Here is a 16,817-nt window from a genome sequence, read left to right as displayed (position 1 = left end):
AAACCTTGGGCAACCCCTCAGAACCTTTATAAAATCCTAATTGTCTATGAATACCTTAACTCCACGGTTGATGCTCATTATGATGAAGCGTCCCTTTCCGCCATCTCGCAAATGGGCATCGGTCCAGGGAAAGGTGTATTCACTACCGTAAAGCAGGCTAATACCAGGGCTTGTGTCCACCGACTTATCACCGGTGGTGAACGGTGGAGCGGTTAGCTGCAGGGACCGCATAATGAAACGCTATTTATGTATCGCGTTCATTGTCGCCAGCGTACTCGTTGTAAAGAGTGATGAACCGAATGTGTTCGTTGCTTTTGCTATGACAGCGCAGGACAAGTAGCGTTAAGGCCGCCTTTGGCGGCCTTTTTTATGGTGAGCCCCGGCTGACATCAAATCATAAAAAAGCCGGGTGGCGGCTTCGCCTTACCCGGCCTGTTCAATTCATCCCGTAGGGAATTAGACCTCTTCCATACGTCCCAGCAGCGCCTGCAGGCGATCCTGCCAGCCGTTCTGCTGTTCGCGCAGCTGGTTGTTTTCGCGCTCCAGTTCTTCGCGGCCGTGCTGAGCGTTCTGAACTTCCTGCGCCAGGCTGTTGTTCTTTTCTTTCAGCTCTTCAATTTCCATCTGCAGCAGGGTGATGGTGTCAATCGCCTGCTGTACTTTCGATTCCAGTTTCTCAAACACTTCTAAAGACATGATGCTACCTCTCCTGAATTGCAAGGCGACGCTTTAACATAAACGCGCACGACATATACCGTCGATTGTATGGAGCGCGGCGCTCTGTGTCCAGCGACACACCGCGCAGATCGCGGTTTGCAACACTTTTAGGTCTGGTCCTGGTGTGTTCGCATCATATACCCCTAAATTGTTAACTGATTCGTTAATGAAATGATTCAGCTCACATTCCTGTACTGATCCTGTACTGATGCAAAAATGTGCTTTATGGCGCGAAAACGCTCATTTTATTGACACAGACCACACATTTTGATTTCGATATTTCTCGTTTTTGCTCGTTAACGATAAATTAACACTATGTCTACAGGGCATCGTGGCTGTCACGGGCGGCCATGCTAACAATAAACATCAATTTCTTCAGGATTCCGATTATGAGTCAGACATCAACCTTAAAAGGCCAGTGCATTGCCGAGTTCCTTGGTACCGGGTTGTTGATATTCTTCGGAGTGGGCTGTGTCGCTGCACTGAAAGTGGCGGGTGCCAGTTTTGGTCAGTGGGAAATCAGTATCATCTGGGGTCTGGGCGTGGCGATGGCCATCTACCTGACTGCAGGGGTTTCTGGTGCACATCTTAACCCGGCGGTGACAATCGCACTGTGGCTGTTCGCGTGCTTCGACGGACGCAAAGTTGTTCCTTTCATTCTTTCTCAGTTTGCCGGCGCGTTTTGCGCAGCGGCGTTAGTTTACGGGCTTTATTACAATCTTTTCATCGACTTCGAACAGACGCATCATATGGTACGCGGCAGCGTCGAAAGTCTGGATCTGGCAGGCATCTTCTCAACCTACCCTAACCCGCATATCAATTTTGTGCAGGCGTTCGCAGTTGAAATGGTGATTACCGCTATTCTGATGGGCGTTATCCTGGCGCTGACCGACGACGGAAACGGCATTCCGCGCGGCCCGCTGGCACCCCTGCTGATTGGTTTGCTGATTGCGGTGATTGGTGCATCCATGGGCCCGCTGACCGGATTCGCGATGAACCCGGCACGTGATATCGGACCAAAAACCTTCGCCTTTATCGCTGGCTGGGGCGACGTCGCCTTCACCGGTGGCAAAGACATTCCTTACTTCCTGGTACCGCTGTTTGCGCCGGTTGTCGGGGCTGCGCTGGGTGCGTTTAGCTACCGCAAATTAATTGGTCGCCACTTACCGTGCGACACCTGTGTGGAAGAGGAGAAGGAAACGACTTCTACCGCACAACAAAAAGCTTCGCTGTAATCTGACTACGGGACACATACCATGACCGAAAAAAAATATATCGTTGCGCTCGACCAGGGCACTACCAGCTCCCGCGCTGTCGTAATGGATCATGACGCGAACATCGTCAGCGTGTCACAGCGCGAATTTGAGCAAATTTATCCTCGTCCAGGCTGGGTAGAACATGACCCAATGGAGATTTGGGCGTCACAAAGCTCCACGCTGGTCGAAGTGCTGGCGAAAGCCGATATCAGTTCCGACGAGATTGCCGCGATTGGTATTACCAACCAGCGTGAAACGACGATTGTCTGGGAACGTGAAACCGGTAAGCCCATTTACAACGCTATCGTCTGGCAGTGCCGCCGTACATCCGAGATCTGCGAACAGCTGAAGCGCGACGGTATGGAAGAGTATGTGCGCAGCGCCACCGGTCTGGTGGTTGACCCGTATTTCTCCGGCACCAAAGTGAAATGGATCCTCGACCACGTAGAAGGTTCACGCGAGCGTGCTAAACGCGGCGAGCTGCTGTTCGGTACCGTCGATACCTGGCTTATCTGGAAGATGACCCAGGGACGCGTTCACGTGACCGACTACACCAACGCCTCGCGTACCATGCTGTTCAACATCAACACCCTTGAGTGGGATGACAAGATGCTGGACGCGCTGGACATTCCGCGCGCGATGCTTCCTGAAGTGCGTAAGTCTTCAGAAGTATACGGCCAGACCAACATCGGCGGTAAAGGCGGCACCCGTATTCCTATCGCCGGTATCGCCGGCGACCAGCAGGCGGCGCTGTTCGGCCAGCTGTGCGTCAAGGAAGGGATGGCGAAGAACACCTACGGCACCGGCTGCTTTATGCTGATGAACACCGGCGAGAAGGCGGTGAAATCAGAAAACGGCCTGCTGACCACCATCGCCTGCGGCCCGCGCGGCGAAGTGAACTATGCGCTGGAAGGTGCGGTGTTCATGGCGGGTGCATCCATTCAGTGGCTGCGCGACGAGATGAAGCTGATCAGCGATGCGTTCGACTCCGAGTACTTCGCGACCAAAGTGAAAGACACCAACGGCGTGTACGTGGTGCCTGCGTTCACCGGTCTGGGCGCACCGTACTGGGACCCGTATGCACGCGGCGCAATTTTCGGCCTGACGCGCGGTGTGAACTCTAACCACATTATTCGCGCTACTCTCGAATCCATCGCCTACCAGACGCGCGACGTGCTGGAAGCGATGCAGGCTGACTCCGGCATTCGTCTGCACGCCCTGCGCGTGGACGGCGGTGCGGTAGCGAATAACTTCCTGATGCAGTTCCAGTCCGACATTCTGGGCACCCGCGTTGAACGCCCTGAAGTGCGTGAAGTCACGGCGCTGGGCGCGGCATACCTTGCCGGTCTGGCGGTAGGCTTCTGGCAGAACCTGGACGAGCTGCAGGAAAAAGCGGTTATCGAACGCGAATTCCGTCCGGGCATCGAAACCACCGAGCGTAACTTCCGCTACAGCGGCTGGAAAAAAGCGGTGAAACGCGCCCTGGCGTGGGAAGAGCACGAAGAGTAATTCCCCTCACCCCGGCCCTCTCCCCAAAGGGGAGAGGGTGTTTTAAGTCCCCTCGCCCCTTTGGGGAGAGGGGCTCCAACCGCACCGGCCCCCTCACCCCTCCCCACTCTGTGATAAACTTCGTGCAATTCCTTTTGATTGCACGAGTACCTCATGAAACGTGAACTTGCTATCGAGTTTTCCCGCGTCACCGAAGCGGCCGCACTTGCAGGCTATAAATGGCTGGGCCGTGGCGACAAAAATACCGCAGACGGCGCAGCCGTCCATGCCATGCGTATTGTACTTAACCAGGTCAACATTGACGGCACCATCGTGATCGGCGAAGGCGAGATCGACGAAGCGCCGATGCTCTACATCGGTGAAAAAGTCGGTACCGGCAAAGGCGATGCCGTGGATATCGCGGTTGACCCGATCGAAGGCACCCGCATGACGGCGATGGGTCAGGCCAATGCGTTAGCGGTGCTGGCCGTGGGCGATAAGGGTTGCTTCCTCAACGCGCCGGATATGTACATGGAAAAGCTGATTGTCGGTCCTGGCGCAAAAGGCGCAATCGACCTTAGCCTGCCGCTGGAAGAGAACCTGCACAACATCGCCAAAGCCCTGGGCAAACCCCTTAGCGAACTCACCGTCACCATTCTGGCGAAACCGCGCCACGACGCCACTATCGCGCAAATGCAAAAGCTCGGCGTGCGCGTGTTTGCTATCCCTGACGGTGACGTTGCCGCCTCGATCCTGACCTGCATGCCGGACAGCGAAGTCGACGTGCTGTACGGCATCGGTGGCGCGCCGGAAGGTGTGGTCTCCGCGGCAGTGATCCGCGCGCTGGATGGCGATATGCAGGCCCGTCTACTGCCCCGCCATGAGGTGAAAGGCGACAGCGAAGAGAACCGCCGTATCGGGGAAAACGAGCTGGCGCGCTGCGAAGCGATGGGCATCGAGGCCAATAAAGTGCTGGCTCTGGACGAGATGGCGCGTAGCGATAACGTTGTCTTCTCGGCGACCGGCATCACCAAAGGCGATCTGCTGGACGGCATCACCCGCAAGGGCAATATGGCCACCACTGAAACACTGCTGATTCGCGGTAAATCACGCACCATTCGCCGCATCCAGTCTATCCACTATCTCGACCGCAAAGACCCGGACGTGCAGACGCACATTCTGTAAAACCGTTTGATCGATAGAGCTTTCCGGCCCTGACGGGCTGGAAATTATCACCACAAGTACGGAAGATAGAACAGAGAAACAGCACAGGAGAAGATCATGGCGGACTGGGTAACAGGTAAAGTCACAAAGGTACAGTTCTGGACCGATGCGCTATTTAGTCTCACCGTACATGCTCCCGTTCACCCGTTTAAAGCCGGGCAATTTGCGAAGCTGGGACTGGATGTCGACGGCGAGCGCGTGCAGCGCGCCTACTCTTACGTTAACGCACCTGATAACCCGGATCTCGAGTTCTATCTGGTCACCGTTCCTGACGGTAAGCTCAGCCCGCGCCTTGCCGCTCTTAAGCCCGGCGACGAGGTGCAAATTGTGAGTGAAGCGGCAGGCTTCTTTGTGCTCGAAGAGATCCCTGACTGTGACACGCTCTGGATGCTGGCAACCGGTACGGCCATCGGCCCTTATCTCTCTATTTTGCAGTACGGCAAAGATCTGGAGCGCTTTAAAAACATCGTGCTGGTTCACGCTGCGCGCTACGCCGCAGACCTGAGCTATTTGCCGCAAATGCAGGCGCTGGAGCAGCAGTACGGCGGAAAGCTAAAGATTCAGACGGTGGTCAGCCGCGAAACCGTAGCAGGAGCGCTTACCGGCCGCGTGCCGGCGTTAATTGAGAGTGGAGCCCTGGAAGATGCGGTGGGTTTGCCGCTGAACGCTGAAACCAGCCACGTCATGCTGTGCGGCAACCCGCAGATGGTACGTGACACGCAGCAGCTTCTGAAGGATACCCGGCAGATGACGAAACATCTTCGCCGCCGACCGGGCCATATGACCGCCGAACACTACTGGTGATCAGCGGTATTTCACCTCAACGGTATCTTTACCGTATTTGTTTTCGCTCTGGGTGCCAATAAACGCGCCCAGATCGACAATCATCATCACGAAGATGACCGACGGCAGCAGCCTGCCCACAACCCATGGCAGGATGGACGGCAGCATCGCCCAGTTTCCCGCCACCAGCATCCACGCCAGAATAATCAGAAATGCCCACGCGCCGGAACGCCCGCGATCGTGCAGCCGTTTTACGACAACCGCCGCCGTTGGCCATAGCAGGCAGACCAGCGCGAAGGCCGCCGTTTGCGTGCTCAGCCAGGCGTTGTAAGCCACGAAAAACAGAAGCAGCATGGCGACAACCCACGTCACCATCCAGATCCAGAAATCACGGCGTCCAATACGCCCTTTGAATGAAAACAGCCACTGCTGTATGGTCATGTAAGGTTCCTTATTATCGTATAGCGCGTATTTTACCCTGGAGTTGTGACCTTTTGACAAGCCGACCAGATATCGTTTTAATCATGAGCACTTACGGCCAGGGGCAATGTTGATGAAAAGTTCGGCACGTTCTCTTTTCCTGTGTTTAGCGCTGCTCAGCGCGGGTTATCCCCTGCACGCCGCCGAAACCACAGCCCCGACCACAGCACCCTATCTGCTGGCGGGCGCACCGTCCTTCGATCAGTCCATCAGCCAGTTTCGTGAAACCTTTAATCAGACCAACCCCACGCTGCCGCTGGATGAGTTTCGCGCCATTGATGGCTCACGCGATACCCCCACATTGACCCGTGCGGCAAGCAAGATTAACGAGAATTTGTATGCTTCCACGGCGCTGGAGCGCGGTACGTTAAAAATCAAAAGCATGCAAATCACCTGGCTGCCGATACAGGGGCCAGAGCAGAAAGCCGCTAAGGCGAAAGCGCTGGAGTACATGAGCGCGGTACTGCAGGCCTTTACCCCTGCGCTGACGAAAAAGCAAAGCCAGCAAAAGCTGCAAAAACTCCTTACCGCCGGGAAAAACAAGCGTTATTACGCCGATACCGAAGGCGCGATCCGCTATGTTGTGGCGGACAACGGCGAAAAAGGACTGACCTTCGCTGTTGAACCGATTAAGCTGGCACTATCTGACACCCTCGGCGGGGCGAATTAATGACAAAAAGCAAAGCCTTTCGAGGGAAAATCTCTATACTGATTCACAGACCATGCTGCCCGACAGGGTGGCCATATTCCTTAATTCGCTTATTTAGCGTGGAGAATTGAAATGCGACATCCTTTAGTGATGGGTAACTGGAAACTGAACGGCAGCCGCCACATGGTAAACGAACTGGTTGCGAACCTGCGTAAAGAGCTGGCTGGCGTGACGGGCTGCGCGGTTGCTATCGCTCCGCCGGATATGTACCTGGATCTGGCTAAACACGCCGCTGACGGCAGCCACATCATTCTGGGCGCGCAGAACGTTGACGTTAACCTGTCTGGCGCGTTCACCGGTGAAACCTCCGCTGAAATGCTGAAAGATATCGGCGCGAAATACATCATCATCGGCCACTCCGAGCGTCGCACCTATCACAAAGAATCCGACGAGTTCATCGCGAAGAAATTTGCCGTGCTGAAAGAGCAGGGTCTGATCCCGGTTCTGTGCATCGGTGAAACCGAAGCGGAAAACGAAGCGGGCAAAACCGAAGAAGTGTGCGCACGTCAGATCGACGCAGTGCTGAAAACCCAGGGCGCGGCAGCGTTCGAAGGCGCAGTAATCGCATACGAGCCAGTCTGGGCGATCGGTACCGGCAAATCTGCAACCCCTGCGCAGGCTCAGGCGGTTCACAAATTCATTCGTGACCACATTGCTAAAGCCGACGCGAAGGTCGCTGAGCAAGTGATTATCCAGTACGGCGGTTCCGTAAACGCCTCCAACGCTGCTGAGCTGTTCACCCAGCCAGACATCGATGGCGCGCTGGTTGGCGGTGCATCCCTGAAAGCTGACGCTTTCGCGGTGATCGTTAAGGCAGCAGAAGCGGCTAAACAGGCGTAATTGCCTTTGTGGCGGGTGGCGCTTGCGCTTACCCGCCGCTCTTCTCCTCCCTCTCCCTTAGGGAGAGGGGTGGGGTGAGGGGAAACCGCTCGCACCGAACTACACTTTCCCCAGCAAACTAAACCACAGATAATCCAGCGGCAGCAGTACCAGATACGTTGCGATAGCCAGCGCCAGACAGAGCACCATCCCCGCCCTTGCAGGCACCTTCCCGAGCCCCATTGCTACCACAATCGGCGACGCCTGATACGGCAGCAGCGGCGTGGAATAGCCCAGCACCTGAATCATGATCACCGACAGCAGCGGGAAACCGGTCGCGTCCGAGAAGCTCTGCGCCAGCGTGGTGTAAAGCGCCGGCACGCCGTTGGCGGTCATAATGAAGTTGAGCGCCGTGGTAATACCGGTAAGCGCCAGGAAGCTGGTGAACGGTCTGTCTGCATCCAGCGGCATAATGCGAAGCAATGCCTCGCCCACGGCCGTTCCGATACCGGTTTGCGTCACCACGATCGCAAGCCCAAGAATGCCCGCAACGTAAATACAGGTACGCATATTCACCCCCGCAGAAAACTCTTCCCCGGTAATGAACCCAATGCGCGGCAGCATAACGATGACCGACGCCGCCAGCCCCGTCCACGCGGGCCCTACGCCGTGCCAGCTCTCCGTGACCCACATCCCCAGCACCACCGCCAGCAGCCAGGCAAGACGCTTTTCATCCCGCCCCATAGGATCAGACGGCGCCTGTTCCTTCGGCGGTTTTGGGCTGCCGGGAAATAGCCAGCAGATGAGGCCAATCAGAATCAGGCCTTTGAGGATACCGAGCACCGGCGTGTGCAGCAGCAGATACGGGACATAGTTCAGATGGATGCCGTACGAGCCTTCCGCCGCACCGCTCATCACCAGGTTAGGGACGTTAGCAGGCAGGATCGTCGCCGAAAGCTGGAAAGTCCCGAACCCCACCGCCAGCGCCAGCCCGAACCAGGCGCGGGAGCCGTCGGCGATACCGGCGCGTTTTGCCATCGCCGCGACAATCGGCATCAGCAGCGCAATACGTCCCATGTTCGACGGCATCACAAACGCCAGCGCGTAGCTCAGCAGCACCACGCTCGCCACCATCAACACCCAGGAGTCGGTGAGCTTTGCCGACAGCGCCCGGGCGGCCCTGTCCGCCAGTCCGGTTTTACGGATCGCCACGCCGAGCACAAAGCCGCTGAATACCAGCCAGAAAGCCGACGAGGCAAAACCGCCGAAGATGACCTCCGGCGGGGCGATTCTGGCGGTCATCGCCGCCGTGAAGAACAGCAGCGCGGTGATAAATTCCGGCAATAGCGACGTCGCCCACAGCACGATGGTGACGCCAACGATCAGTGAGGGCAGCAGCAAAGGATACGTTAACCAGAGCGACATACCTGTCTCCTGTAGAATTTTTCAGCAAGTCTACGGTGACAGGCAGCCCGAGTAAACGCGATTTATGGTGGGGTTACTTCAGGATAGTGCATTGATGATCCTGCAGTTCCTCCGCGGACGCGCGGTTAAACGTGAGCAGGTTACGCTCGGTCGCCAGCAAAACAAAAGAGCCGTCCGACTGCTGCGCCATCGCCAGGGCAAAGCGCCCCATATGGTCGCGCGCTTCCGGCAACTCTTCAGCCAGCATCATAAACGGGCTGCGCTGGACCAGTTCATTCTCCGTCACGCGGCGAGCAAGATATTCATGTCCTTCCAGCCCCCCCGGAAGAGGCAGCCACTGGGTGCTGATTTCTCCCTGTGCCGCGTTGAGCTTCTCGCGCACGTCCGGGCGCAGGCAGGAGATATGAATATGGAAATGGTTCTGCGTACGCCCTGTCGGGGAGTTAATCGTCAGCGAAATGGCGCTGTCAGGCACCTCGGATCCACGCTTCAGGGTCATAAAGCTGCGCGACTGCCACGCCAGCCAGAAAAAGTTCGGCGTATGAGCTTCGGTCAGCAGCGGGCTCTCGGTGCCGTTGATGCGATATGTCGGCATCAGCAGGTATTGCAGCGGCCCGTTGCGATCTTTAAATACCACATAGCCTGCATCCGTTTTCACCTGCGCACACGGTGCCGGGTTACGGTTCTGGATCTGATTCGGCACGCACTGGTCGAGAACGATATGTCGCAACGCATTCGGATTACCCGCCTTCATCCAGTACACACCGCCAGCGGCAAGGGCGATGACAATGAGGAGCAATAAGATAATTTTTTTCACAACGCGTTCCCTGTTTTCAGTAGAGGCAAAAGAGTAACGCAAAATGATGACCAAATAAAAAACCCGGCGGATTTCTCACGCCGGGTCACCGTTTCACAGGCTAATGGTTAGCGCTGGCTAATTTGGTCGAAAGTACCGCCATTGGAGAAGTGCTCTTTCTGCGCTTTGGTCCAGCCGCCGAACACATCGTCAATAGTGAATAGCTTCAGTTTTGGGAACTCCCCTTCGTATTTCTTGGCGACCGCCGCATCGCGTGGACGATAGAAGTTTTTCGCCGCAATTTCCTGGCCTTCTGGCGAGTACAGATACTTCAGGTAGGCTTCCGCCACCGCTTTGGTATCTTTCTTCTCAACCACTTTATCGACCACGGAGACGGTCGGCTCAGCCAGAATCGATTCGCTCGGGGTCACGATCTCAAATTTGTCTTTGCCCAGCTCGTGGGTGGCCAGCAGGGCTTCGTTTTCCCATGCGATCAGCACGTCGCCAATCCCGCGCTCGACGAAGGTGTTGGTGGCGCCACGCGCGCCGGAGTCCAGCACCTCAACGTTTTTATACAGCGCCTTCACGAATTCCTGCGCTTTGGCCTGGTCGCCATTGTTGTGATGCAGTGCATAGCCCCATGCGCCCAGGTAGTTCCAGCGAGCGCCGCCGGAGCTTTTCGGGTTCGGGGTAATCACAGAAACGCCCGGTTTGATCAGGTCGTTCCAGTCTTTAATTTGTTTCGGGTTTCCTTTACGCACCAGGAAGACGATGGTCGAGGTGTAGGGTGCGGAGTTATCCGGCAGGCGTTTGATCCAGTTTTTGTCGATGCGGCCGCGCTCGGCGATCGCGTCGACATCGTAGGCCAACGCCAGGGTCACCACGTCGGCTTCAATACCGTTTATCACGGACGTCGCCTGCTTGCCGGAGCCGCCATGCGACTGACGAACCACCACGTTGTCGCCGGTTTCCTGTTTCCAGTGTGCCGCAAACGCTTTGTTGTATTGCTCGTACAGTTCACGCGTCGGGTCGTATGACACGTTCAGTAACTGGATATCCTTAGCCAGAACGCTGGTCGATGCCAGCAATAATGTTAAACCCACGCCCCATTTATTCATCGCCCAGCTCTCTTGTGTAGTGTTTTGATGAATGCAGCGTGCCAGAAAGCGAATCGAGGATTAAAGAATAAAAAAAGATTGGCTATAACGTAGTGGAATAAAAGAAGTGGATGAACGGCCTGATGCCCTCGCCCTGACCCTCTCCCACGGGAGAGGGAGCAACCATAAAAAACGGTAACCCAGGGGTTACCGTTTTGCATTTACCTTGCCGCCACCCGGCACAAAACAAACGCCGATCAGTACAGTTTTTTCGCGCAGTCCAGCCAGTCACCTTTGAACGGACGCTTCATGTTTTCAATCGCGTCGATGATGTCGTGGTGAACCAGTTTTTCGTTCTGAATACCGACGCAGCGGCCGCCGTGACCCTGCAGCAGCAGATCGATAGCGTACGCGCCCATACGGGACGCCAGAATACGGTCGTAAGGGCCTGGGGAACCGCCGCGCTGGATGTGACCCAGTACGGTCGCGCGGGTTTCGCGTTTGGTTTCGGCTTCGATGTACTTCGCCAGCTCGTCAACGTCACAGATGTGCTCGGTGATAGCCACGATCGCGTGTTTTTTACCTTTCGCGATGCCCGCTTTGATTTCAGCCACCAGATCTTCACGGCTAAATTCGACTTCCGGCACGACGATAAATTCACAACCGCCCGCAATGGCTGCCGCCAGCGTCAGGTCGCCGCAGTAACGGCCCATCACTTCAACGATAGAGATACGCTGGTGAGAAGAAGAGGTGTCACGCAGACGGTCAATCGCTTCAACAACGGTACCCAGTGCAGTAAAGAAGCCGATCGTGTAGTCAGTACCTTTGATGTCGTTGTCGATGGTGCCCGGCAGACCGATGCACGGGAAGCCCATTTCGGTCAGACGTTTTGCACCCATGTAGGAGCCGTCACCACCGATAACCACCAGGGCGTCCAGGCCGCGTTTCTTCATGTTTTCGATAGCCACTTCACGAACGTGTTCATCACGGAATTCCGGGAAGCGCGCGGAACCGAGGAAAGTACCGCCACGGTTGATCATGTCAGACACGCTGTAACGGTCGAGCTGAACCATACGATCTTCATACAGGCCCAGATAACCGTCATAAACGCCAAAAACTTCCAGGCCTTCCGTCAGCGCTGCACGGACAACACCACGAATTGCCGCGTTCATGCCCGGCGCATCACCGCCGCTTGTCAACACACCGATTTTCTTAATCATGACTACCTCTGAACTTAGGAATGCAAAATTGAAATCTGTTGCCGGAAGAAACTTATCGACCAACGAATACTGCAAATAGTATATCAATCCCTTCCAGCTGAATTGATTCAGGTCAGACCAAACGGCGGTAATTTATACACAAAATGCTGGCCTGGCTCACTTTTTTACAACGAATTACGAAAGCCCAACATGACCGGGTACAACCGAGCAGGGATCCTGGTGAATGATGACGTCTGAACCAGGAAAACGCTGCAAAATCGCCTGCTCGACCTGCTCAGCAATAACGTGAGCCTGAACCAGTGGCAGGTTGTCTTCCATTTCAATATGAATCTGAATAAAGCGGGTCGGCCCTGACTGCCGCGTTCGAAGATCGTGTGCACCGCTGACGCCGGGCCAGGAGGTCACGATAGAAAAAATTTCATTACGTTCTGAGTCCGGGAGGGCGCGGTCAAGCAGTGATTGCACCGCTTCATACCCCATCCGCAGGGCGCTATATAAAATATAGATACCAATCCCTAACGCAAATAACGCATCGGCGCGATGCCAGCCATACCAGGCCAGACCGAGCGCAATAAGAATAGCCCCATTCATCATAACATCAGATTGATAATGAAGCATATCCGCCCGTACAGCCTGACTTTGCGTTTTGCGAACAACCCAGCGCTGGAACGTTACCAGAACAAGTGTGCATATAAGCGCAACGATCGTCACAACTACGCCCACGCCGGGATCGTTCATCGGTGTCGGCGAAACGAGATGCTGAATGCCGGTTAAAAACAGGAACAGCGCAGAGCCGGAAATGAACATACTTTGCGCCAGCGCGGCCAGCGACTCCGCTTTGCCGTGCCCAAATGTGTGCTCTTCATCCGCTGGCTGCAGCGAGTAACGCACCACCAGCAGGTTGGTCAACGAGGCGGCAATGTCCATCAGCGAGTCCACCAGCGCCGCCAGAATACTGACCGAGCCGGTATACCACCAGGCAAAGATTTTAATCAGCAACAGGCTGGAGGCCATGACGGTCGCCGCAATGGCGGCCCGGCTTACCAGTCTTCCATAGGATTGATTCATAAACGCTCCTGTCATGTCATGCCGCTAGTATAACGGAAGCATGGGGAGTCTAAGGATGAATAAACGGTTAACAGCGCGGATGCGGGGCAAAAAAAACCCCCACATCATGTGGGGGAAGACAGGGATGGTGTCTATGGCAAGGAAAACAGGGTTTACTGGTTACTACGGGTACTGCTATTGCTACTGAAAAACGTCGTTTCTGAGCTTCGCTGCATCCGTGCAACCTCACGCAGCTGGTCCATTCGCTGCTGATGTCTGGCATTCAAAACCGCTTGCTGCTCGGGCGTTAGCAGATGGAACATCTGGTTGCGGACCTTCGCCATCTCTACCTGGCGGGCAACCTGTTCCTGTGCCATTTTTTCGGCCTGAGCGCGAACAGCGCTTTCGTCAAAATTTTCTGCGGTGACAAGGCGATGCATTGTCTCCATTTCGCTAACATTAACAGGGGGCTGGTCGTGTCGTGCCCTCTGCATCAGATCTCGCATCTGTTGACGCTGATGTTCGGTTAAACTTATGCCGTCAAACATATGGCTTTGGCTGCTGTTCTGCGTTGCGCCCTCTTGTAAGGGACTGTTATCACTGATGATAGCTTCAGCAGCCTGGCTAAACGCACTGAACGCCAGCGTTGAGGCCATGACGGCAGCGGTAACTTTGCGCATCACTTGCTCCCAAAATCTTTCGTGTCGCGATTCAACGAGAGACAGTCTACGATTCAGGCTGCAAACATGCGTCAGGGGGTGTAAAACAACGTAAAGTCATGGATTAGACAGCCTTGATGTCGTAATTTCTGCCTCGGAGGTATTTAAACAATGAATAAAATCCTGTTAGTTGATGATGACCGAGAGCTCACATCCCTTTTAAAGGAGTTGCTCGACATGGAAGGTTTCAACGTCCTGGTTGCCCATGATGGCGAGCAGGCGCTGAGTCTCCTTGACGACAGCATCGATTTACTTTTGCTCGACGTGATGATGCCGAAGAAAAACGGTATTGATACGTTGAAAGAGCTTCGCCAGACACACCAGACTCCCGTTATTATGCTGACCGCGCGCGGCAGCGAACTTGACCGCGTACTCGGCCTTGAGCTGGGCGCGGATGACTATTTACCCAAGCCGTTTAACGACCGTGAACTGGTTGCCCGTATTCGCGCTATCCTGCGTCGTTCCCACTGGAGCGAACAGCAGCAAAATACCGACAACAGCTCACCTACTCTTGAAGTCGACTCCCTGAGCCTCAACCCGGGCCGTCAGGAAGCGAGCTTTGATGGCCAGACGCTGGAACTGACCGGCACGGAGTTCACCCTGCTGTATCTGCTGGCTCAGCACCTCGGCCAGGTGGTATCGCGTGAACATCTAAGCCAGGAAGTGCTGGGCAAACGCCTCACCCCGTTTGACCGCGCCATCGACATGCACATCTCTAACCTGCGCCGTAAGCTGCCGGAGCGTAAAGACGGTCACCCATGGTTTAAAACCCTGCGTGGTCGCGGTTATCTGATGGTTTCCGCTTCATGATAGGAAGCTTAACCGCCCGCATCTTCGCCATCTTCTGGCTGACGCTGGCACTGGTTTTAATGCTCGTTTTGATGTTGCCAAAACTCGACTCACGCCAGATGACGGAGCTTCTCGACAGCGAGCAACGTCAGGGCGTGATGATCGAGCAGCACGTGGAAGCCGAGCTGGCAAACGATCCGCCAAACGATTTAATGTGGTGGCGCAGGCTGTTTCGCGCTATCGACAAGTGGGCGCCGCCCGGACAACGCCTGCTGCTGGTGACCAGCGAAGGCCGCGTGATTGGGGCCGATCGCAATGAAATGCAGATTATCCGCAACTTCATTGGCCAGGCGGATAATGCCGATCATCCCCAGAAGAAGAAATATGGCCGCGTAGAGATGGTAGGGCCTTTCTCCGTCAGGGACGGAGAGGATAATTATCAGCTCTATCTGATCCGTCCGGCGAGCAACTCCCAGTCTGATTTTATCAACCTGCTGTTTGACCGCCCTCTCCTGCTGCTGATTGTCACCATGCTGGTCAGCTCACCGCTGCTGTTATGGCTGGCGTGGAGCCTGGCAAAACCGGCGCGTAAACTGAAGAATGCCGCCGATGAGGTGGCGCAGGGTAACCTGCGACAACACCCTGAACTGGAAGCAGGTCCGCAGGAGTTCCTTGCCGCCGGAACCAGTTTTAACCAGATGGTGAGCGCTCTCGATCGCATGATGACCGCACAGCAACGTCTGCTGTCGGATATCTCGCACGAGCTGCGTACCCCGCTTACGCGCTTGCAGCTTGGCACCGCGCTGCTGCGCCGCCGCAGCGGTGAGAGCAAAGAGCTGGAGCGTATTGAAACGGAAGCGCACCGCCTGGACAGCATGATCAACGACCTGCTGGTGATGTCGCGCAATCAGCAGAAAAACGCGCTGGTTAGCGAAACGGTGAAAGCGAATCACCTCTGGCACGAGGTGCTGGACAACGCGGCGTTCGAAGCGGAACAGATGGGTAAATCCTTTACCGTCAACTTCCCGCCGGGCCCGTGGCCGCTGTACGGTAACCCCAACACGCTGGAAAGCGCACTGGAGAACATCGTGCGTAACGCTCTTCGCTACTCGCATACGAAGATTGAGGTGGCGTTCTCGGTGGATAAAGACGGGATCACCGTCATTGTCGATGATGACGGCCCAGGCGTGAGCCCGGAAGACCGCGAGCAGATTTTCCGTCCGTTCTATCGTACCGATGAGGCGCGCGACCGGGAATCGGGCGGCACGGGACTGGGTCTGGCGATTGTTGAAACCGCCATGCAGCAGCACCGCGGCTGGGTGAAAGCCGACGATAGCCCGCTGGGTGGACTACGTTTAACGCTGTGGCTACCGTTGTATAAGCGTTCGTAGCTGTTAGTGCCGGGTGGCGGCTTCGCCTTACCCGGCCTACTTTCTGCGGAGGACTATTCCCCCCACAATCTCCGCGAATTATCCTCGATCTTGCTGCTTAAACGCCGCTTCTGCATCGTTCTTGTCCAGCTGATGGATAACCCCGCGGCCGACAGCAGGCGGTGATACTGTTCGTCGTCAAACGGCATATGCCAGGCAATGGCGCAGGCGTCATAAACAGACACATCGCTCAGGCGCGACGCCAGCTCAAGCGGCGCGTCCGCTGAAACCTGCCCAGCCAGCACCACGCGATACAGCCAGCCGGTTTTACCCGCTTTTTGCAGCTGGGCCGACATATCCTGAATACCGAAGTGGTAGTTGAGCTTGAAGCACGGCGAGCGTGGCTGCGTCACCTGAATCAGGGCATCGCCCCAGCGGTAGATATCACCGATAAACACGTTCTTTTCGGTGAGCCCTTCGGTGGAGAGATTCTCGCCAAACGCGGGGGCGACGAAGAGGTCCGCCTGCTCGGGAAACTCGGTTTTCCAGTGCTGATAGTGTTCGCGCGGGTAGTGGCACAGCGCGCGATCGGGCCCGCCGTGGATTTTCTTTTCGGCCTGCTCGTCACCCGCAAGCCCGAGGTCGGTTAACGTCAACTCACCGTCGACCTGAATTTTGGCGATGGCACTCGGGCGGCTGCCGTCGTACTCCCTTACCTTGCCTGTAAACACGTTCACCGGGTAATGCATTGCTGCTCCTTTATATGCCCTAAATAATTCGAGTTGCAGGAAGGCGGCAAGAGAGTGAATCCCCAGGAGCTTACTCAAGTAAGTGACTGGGGTGAGCGAACGCAGCCAACGCACCTGCAACTTGAAGTA

At 55.8% G+C, this 16,817-nt stretch carries 17 protein-coding genes; 8 read left to right on the top strand and 9 right to left on the bottom strand.

What is annotated here, in order from left to right:
* Nucleotides 1-456 precede the first annotated feature (456 nt).
* Entirely contained in the window at nt 457-696 is a 240-nt protein-coding gene (zapB, locus tag AC27FC_RS20915) for a septal ring assembly protein ZapB (protein ID WP_010436935.1), read from the bottom strand.
* 410 nt (nt 697-1,106) lie between these two features.
* Here zapB and AC27FC_RS20910 point away from each other — a divergent pair, with 410 nt between their 5' ends.
* The 4 genes from AC27FC_RS20910 (at nt 1,107) to fpr (ending at nt 5,489) form a co-directional block, all read left to right on the top strand.
* Nucleotides 1,107-1,952 (top strand): MIP/aquaporin family protein, encoded by an 846-nt coding sequence (locus AC27FC_RS20910; protein ID WP_087822921.1) that lies wholly within the window; start codon nt 1,107-1,109, stop codon nt 1,950-1,952.
* A gap of 21 nt (nt 1,953-1,973) precedes the next feature.
* Entirely contained in the window at nt 1,974-3,482 is a 1,509-nt protein-coding gene (glpK, locus tag AC27FC_RS20905; protein WP_023309688.1) for a glycerol kinase GlpK, read from the top strand.
* A gap of 153 nt (nt 3,483-3,635) precedes the next feature.
* Complete coding sequence (gene glpX / locus AC27FC_RS20900) at nt 3,636-4,646, top strand: class II fructose-bisphosphatase (protein ID WP_032662725.1); 1,011 nt, start codon at nt 3,636-3,638, stop codon at nt 4,644-4,646.
* A gap of 96 nt (nt 4,647-4,742) precedes the next feature.
* A complete protein-coding gene (gene fpr, locus AC27FC_RS20895; protein ID WP_029739198.1) occupies nt 4,743-5,489 on the top strand; it encodes a ferredoxin--NADP(+) reductase in 747 nt (248 codons plus the stop codon).
* On the opposite strand, the gene AC27FC_RS20890 is transcribed toward fpr, so the two are convergent.
* Nucleotides 5,490-5,909 (bottom strand): DUF805 domain-containing protein, encoded by a 420-nt coding sequence (locus tag AC27FC_RS20890; RefSeq protein WP_023293600.1) that lies wholly within the window; start codon nt 5,907-5,909, stop codon nt 5,490-5,492.
* A gap of 112 nt (nt 5,910-6,021) precedes the next feature.
* Between AC27FC_RS20890 and AC27FC_RS20885 the strand changes: the two genes are divergently transcribed.
* Nucleotides 6,022-6,618, top strand: coding sequence for a DUF1454 family protein (locus AC27FC_RS20885; protein ID WP_023309692.1), 597 nt, complete (start codon nt 6,022-6,024; stop codon nt 6,616-6,618).
* 111 nt (nt 6,619-6,729) lie between these two features.
* Nucleotides 6,730-7,497: a triose-phosphate isomerase gene (tpiA, locus tag AC27FC_RS20880; RefSeq protein ID WP_014172206.1), complete on the top strand. Its 768-nt coding sequence runs from the start codon at nt 6,730-6,732 to the stop codon at nt 7,495-7,497.
* Between the two features lie 99 nt (nt 7,498-7,596).
* Here tpiA and AC27FC_RS20875 read toward each other — a convergent pair whose 3' ends face one another.
* From AC27FC_RS20875 to cpxP, 6 genes are all read right to left on the bottom strand, one after another.
* Entirely contained in the window at nt 7,597-8,901 is a 1,305-nt protein-coding gene (locus tag AC27FC_RS20875; RefSeq protein ID WP_039264211.1) for an SLC13 family permease, read from the bottom strand.
* Nucleotides 8,902-8,974: 73 nt separating this feature from the next.
* Complete coding sequence (locus tag AC27FC_RS20870) at nt 8,975-9,718, bottom strand: CDP-diacylglycerol diphosphatase (protein WP_058841956.1); 744 nt, start codon at nt 9,716-9,718, stop codon at nt 8,975-8,977.
* Nucleotides 9,719-9,825: 107 nt separating this feature from the next.
* Nucleotides 9,826-10,815: a sulfate ABC transporter substrate-binding protein gene (locus tag AC27FC_RS20865; RefSeq protein ID WP_023309695.1), complete on the bottom strand. Its 990-nt coding sequence runs from the start codon at nt 10,813-10,815 to the stop codon at nt 9,826-9,828.
* A 236-nt stretch (nt 10,816-11,051) separates the two neighbouring features.
* Complete coding sequence (pfkA, locus tag AC27FC_RS20860) at nt 11,052-12,014, bottom strand: 6-phosphofructokinase (protein WP_023309696.1); 963 nt, start codon at nt 12,012-12,014, stop codon at nt 11,052-11,054.
* 174 nt (nt 12,015-12,188) lie between these two features.
* Entirely contained in the window at nt 12,189-13,082 is an 894-nt protein-coding gene (gene fieF, locus AC27FC_RS20855; protein WP_023309697.1) for a CDF family cation-efflux transporter FieF, read from the bottom strand.
* 152 nt (nt 13,083-13,234) lie between these two features.
* Nucleotides 13,235-13,741 carry a cell-envelope stress modulator CpxP gene (gene cpxP / locus AC27FC_RS20850; protein WP_032662714.1) on the bottom strand — a complete coding sequence of 169 codons (507 nt, stop codon included), beginning with the start codon at nt 13,739-13,741 and terminating at the stop codon, nt 13,235-13,237.
* A 150-nt stretch (nt 13,742-13,891) separates the two neighbouring features.
* Here cpxP and cpxR point away from each other — a divergent pair, with 150 nt between their 5' ends.
* Both cpxR and cpxA read left to right on the top strand, forming a co-directional pair.
* The gene (cpxR, locus tag AC27FC_RS20845) at nt 13,892-14,590 is read left to right on the top strand and encodes an envelope stress response regulator transcription factor CpxR (protein ID WP_006179159.1); all 699 of its coding nucleotides are present in this window, start codon (nt 13,892-13,894) and stop codon (nt 14,588-14,590) included.
* Nucleotides 14,587-15,960: an envelope stress sensor histidine kinase CpxA gene (gene cpxA, locus AC27FC_RS20840; RefSeq protein WP_023309731.1), complete on the top strand. Its 1,374-nt coding sequence runs from the start codon at nt 14,587-14,589 to the stop codon at nt 15,958-15,960. The genes cpxR and cpxA overlap by 4 nt, the downstream gene beginning before the upstream one ends.
* A 53-nt stretch (nt 15,961-16,013) precedes the next feature.
* Here cpxA and yiiM read toward each other — a convergent pair whose 3' ends face one another.
* Nucleotides 16,014-16,688, bottom strand: coding sequence for a 6-hydroxyaminopurine reductase (yiiM, locus tag AC27FC_RS20835; protein WP_058841955.1), 675 nt, complete (start codon nt 16,686-16,688; stop codon nt 16,014-16,016).
* Nucleotides 16,689-16,817 lie beyond the last annotated feature (129 nt).

This window comes from Enterobacter sp. C3_dUdeg (genome assembly GCF_057536195.1).
This window is presented reverse-complemented; position numbering and strand designations above follow the sequence as displayed.